This is a genomic window from Micromonospora tarensis (assembly GCF_016803395.1).
Taxonomy (GTDB): domain Bacteria; phylum Actinomycetota; class Actinomycetes; order Mycobacteriales; family Micromonosporaceae; genus Micromonospora; species Micromonospora tarensis.
Genome location: NZ_JAEVHL010000376.1, coordinates 1 through 4,199 on the forward strand (window position 1 = coordinate 1; position 4,199 = coordinate 4,199).

Sequence of the window (4,199 nt, forward strand, 5' to 3'; positions counted from 1 at the left end):
GCCGTCGGCACCCGGGGGCAGCGCGGCGTCGGCGCGGCGGACGCTCCCGGCACGGCGACCGGCGCGGGAGCGAGCAGAACGGCGGTCGTCGTGGCCGCCAGCAGCGCAGCTCTCATGTGCCCGACCCTAGTCAGGTCGATCGCGCGGCGGGACGGGATGCCCGCGCTCGGTCAACCCGCGTCGCCGCGCCCGCGCAGGTAGTCGTGCAGGGCGGCACTGCCCCGCAGCCGCCGCAGGCTGCGGGTGTGCAGCTCCTGCTCACGGCGGGCAAGCTCGGCGCGGACCCGCTGCGGGCTGCCGGTGGTCCGCAGCTCACCCAGCACCGCCTCGATGATCTCGAACGGGTACGCGCCGCGCCGCAGCAACGCGATCACCTGCGCGGCGCGTAGCTCCGCCTCGTCGTACACCCGGTAGTTGGTGCCCGGGGTGCGGCCCGGCCGCAGCAGGCCACGCTCCTCCCACAGCCGCAGCTGCGAGGTGCGGACCCCGACCAGCGCGGCTACCTCGCCGATGCGGACGCCGTGGCGGGCGGCCGGCCGGGCCGCCGGCGGGCTGGCCAGCACGGTCTCGAAGGCGCCGAGCACCCGACGGATCTCGGCGCGCTCCCGGTCCAGCTCGGCGTGGCCGCCGTCGAGCGCCGCCAGGGCCGCCGGCAGGTCGCCGGAGTGCACCGCCGCCATGACCTCCCGGGTACGGATCCAGCCGTGTCCCTCGGCCAGCCGCCGCGCCACGGTGAGCGCCCGCGCGTGCTCGGCCGTGAAGATCCGGTAACCGCTGGCGGTGCGCCGCACCGGCGGCAGCACCCCCTGCTCGACGTAGTTGCGCACCTGCTGCACCGAGATCCCGACGGTGGCCGCCAGGTCGACGGCGCGCAGCCGATCCTTCGAGGCGACGTCCACGCGGATCACCGTACCGCTTACGACGTGATTTGAGACTTTCCGGGGCGTCCTGCTGGGCCCTGCGCGCGAATCTCGCCGAAAGCCTCTACATGGGGATGAATGAGACAATGGAAGCCGCCAGTGCCCGGCGGGGCGAAGTCCCGCCACGACTCCGTGAAGGGTTCGTATGTCGCAGCCAGCATGGTCCGCCGCCGACAGTCACGACATGATCGAGGTACGCGGGGCGCGGGAGAACAACCTCGCCAACGTCTCGGTCGACATCCCCAAACGACGGTTGACCGTCTTCACCGGTGTCTCCGGTTCGGGCAAGTCGTCGCTGGTCTTCGGCACCATCGCCGCCGAGTCCCAACGCATGATCAACGAGACCTACAGCGCGTTCCTCCAGTCGTTCATGCCGAACCTCAACCGGCCGGATGTCGACTCGCTGCGCAACCTCAGCGCCGCCATCGTCGTCGACCAGGAGCGGATGGGGGCCAACTCCCGCTCCACCGTCGGCACCGCCACCGACGCGTACGCCATGCTGCGCATCCTCTACAGCCGGCTCGGCGATCCCCCGGTCGGTGGTGCCGGGGCGTTCAGCTTCAACCTGCCCGAGGGCATGTGCCTCACCTGTGAGGGCCTCGGCCGGGTCTCCGACCTCGACGTCAACGAGCTGGTAGACGTCGAGCGCTCGCTCAACGACGGGGCCATCACCGCACCCAACTTCGCTGTCGGCTCCTGGTACTGGCAGACCATCGTCGGCTCCGGCCTCTTCGACCCGGACGTCAAGCTCCAGGACTTCACCCCACAACAGTGGGAGGACTTCCTGCACAAGCCGGCCACGAAGATCAAGGTGGGCAGCAACAACTGGACGTACGAGGGTCTCGCGGTCAAGGTCAAGCGACTCCTTCTGGCCAAGGACCGCGAGTCGATGCAGCCGCACATCCGCGCCTTCGTCGACCGGGCCGTCACCTTCACCACCTGCGGCGACTGCGCCGGCACCCGACTCAACGCGGCGGCCCGCTCGGCGCGGATCGCCGGCCGCGGCATCGCGGACTGCTCGGCCATGCAGATCAGCGACCTGGCGGCGTTCGTCCGCGGCATCGACCACCCGGCGGTGGCGCCACTGACCGCCAACCTGCGGGACCTGCTGGACTCCCTGGTCGAGATCGGCCTCGGCTACCTCAGCCTGGACCGCGAGTCGGCCACCCTGTCCGGCGGCGAGGCCCAACGCGTCAAGATGGTCCGGCACCTCGGCTCCAGCCTCTCCGACGTCACGTACGTCTTCGACGAACCCACCGTCGGCCTGCACCCGCACGACATCGCCCGGATGAACGACCTGCTGCTGCGGCTGCGCGACAAGGGCAACACGGTGCTGGTGGTGGAGCACAAGCCGGAGACCATCGCCATCGCCGACCACGTGGTCGACCTCGGCCCGGGCGCCGGCGCCGACGGTGGCCGGATCTGCTTCACCGGCGACATCCCCGGCCTGCGCCGCTCGGACACGCTCACCGGCCGGCACCTGGATCACCGGGTGACAGTGCGCGACGCGGTACGCCGGCCCACCGGGCAGCTCCCCATCCGCCAGGCCGACCTGCACAACCTGCGCGACGTGGACGTGGACATCCCGCTCGGGGTGCTCACCGTGGTCACCGGCGTGGCCGGCTCCGGCAAGAGTTCACTGATCCACGGGTCGCTGCGCGGCCGGTCCGGGGTCGTCATCGTGGACCAGTCCCCGATCCGTGGCTCACGACGCAGCAACCCGGCCACCTACAGCGGGCTGCTCGACCCGATCCGCACCGCCTTCGCCAAGGCCAACGGCGTCAAGGCGGCCCTGTTCAGCGCCAACTCCGAGGGCGCCTGCCCGGCCTGCAAGGGCATCGGGCTGATCTACACCGACCTGGCGATGATGGCCGGCGTCGCGAGCGTCTGCGAACGCTGCGAGGGGCGACGCTTCACCGACACGGTGCTCACGTACACGCTGCGTGGAAAGAACATCAGCGAGGTGCTGGCCATGTCGGTCACCGAGGCGTACGCGTTCTTTCCGCACCCCATCCTCAACCGGCTGGTCGACGTCGGGCTGGGCTACCTGCGCCTCGGTCAGCCGCTGACCACCCTGTCCGGCGGAGAACGGCAACGACTCAAGCTCGCCATCCACCTGGCGGAGAAGACCACCACCTACGTGCTGGACGAGCCGACCACCGGCCTGCACCTGGCCGACGTGGACCAGCTCCTGGCGCTGCTCGACCGCATGGTCGACGCCGGAAACACTGTCATCGTCATCGAGCACCACCAGGCGGTGATGGCGCACGCCGACTGGCTCATCGACCTCGGCCCGGGCGCCGGCCATGACGGCGGTCGTGTCGTCTTCACCGGCACGCCCGCCGAACTGGTCGCCCACGGCGACAGCCTCACCGCCGACCACCTGAGGGAGTACGTGAGGGACCCGACATCCAGCACCCAGGCATGACGCCGCCGTGACGCAGCGGCTCGGCCATCCGGTCGGGCCGCGCGGCACGATGCCTGTGCGTGCCGGTGCGGGTGCCGGTGCGGCCCTGTGCCGTGCGGCCCTGTGCCGGTGCCGGTGCTGTGCCGGTGCGGCCCTGTGCCGGTGCCTGTGCGGTGGGGCGCGGTGCCGGTGCGGAGGTGCGGGGGGCGCCTGCGGCGGTCAGGTGACCCGGCGCAGCCAGCGTCGCTGCCAGGGGGTCTCCACCGCCTTCGGGTGGTAGCCGGTCCGGACCCACGGCACCGCCCGCTCGACCGGCAGACCGTCGAGGATCGTCAACGCCGCCAGGGCCGTTCCGGTACGCCCCACCCCACCCCGACAGGCCACCTCGACGCGTTCACCGTCGTGCGCCCGCCGCAGCGCCTCCCGTAGGGCGTCGAGGGCCTCGGCTCGGTCGAGCGGAACCCAGAAGTCGGGCCACCGGATCCGCCGGTGCGGCCACGCCGGCTCCGGACCAGGTGCCAACAGCACGGCGAAGTCGGCGGGCGTGGTCTCCGCGGCGACGCGCCGTCCGCGCACGCTCACGCCACTCGGCAGTACGAGGACACCCGACTGCGCAGCCCATGGTTGAACGACAGTCACCCGAACATTGTGCCGCGCCACCGTCCGGACCGCCCGACCCGACGCAGACAGCGCCGCCCCCCGGCCCGGTGGGGTCGGGGGCGGCGCTGGGTGTCGGTGTGCAGGTCGCCTCTCGGCGAGTGGCGCGACGCGGTTCCAGCCGAACGGTATTCCGCGACGGCGATATTAGGTGAGGCCCGGGGACACTGAGTCACACCGACACCCTCCACAACCAGCCAGCCACCCACCTTGTT

Annotated in this window: 3 protein-coding genes; 1 reads left to right on the plus strand and 2 read right to left on the minus strand. The window is 71.6% G+C overall.

Features of this window, described 5'->3' with window-relative positions:
• Window positions 1–170 precede the first annotated feature (170 nt).
• On the minus strand, window positions 171–899 hold the full coding sequence (locus tag JM949_RS34120; RefSeq protein ID WP_203152137.1) for a MerR family transcriptional regulator: 729 nt from the start codon (window positions 897–899) through the stop codon (window positions 171–173).
• A 166-nt stretch (window positions 900–1,065) separates the two neighbouring features.
• Here JM949_RS34120 and JM949_RS34125 point away from each other — a divergent pair, with 166 nt between their 5' ends.
• Window positions 1,066–3,348: an ATP-binding cassette domain-containing protein gene (locus JM949_RS34125; RefSeq protein WP_203152138.1), complete on the plus strand. Its 2,283-nt coding sequence runs from the start codon at window positions 1,066–1,068 to the stop codon at window positions 3,346–3,348.
• A gap of 198 nt (window positions 3,349–3,546) precedes the next feature.
• Here JM949_RS34125 and JM949_RS34130 read toward each other — a convergent pair whose 3' ends face one another.
• A complete protein-coding gene (locus JM949_RS34130) occupies window positions 3,547–3,903 on the minus strand; it encodes a protein-tyrosine phosphatase family protein (RefSeq protein WP_407664875.1) in 357 nt (118 codons plus the stop codon).
• Between the last annotated feature and the right edge of the window lie 296 nt (window positions 3,904–4,199).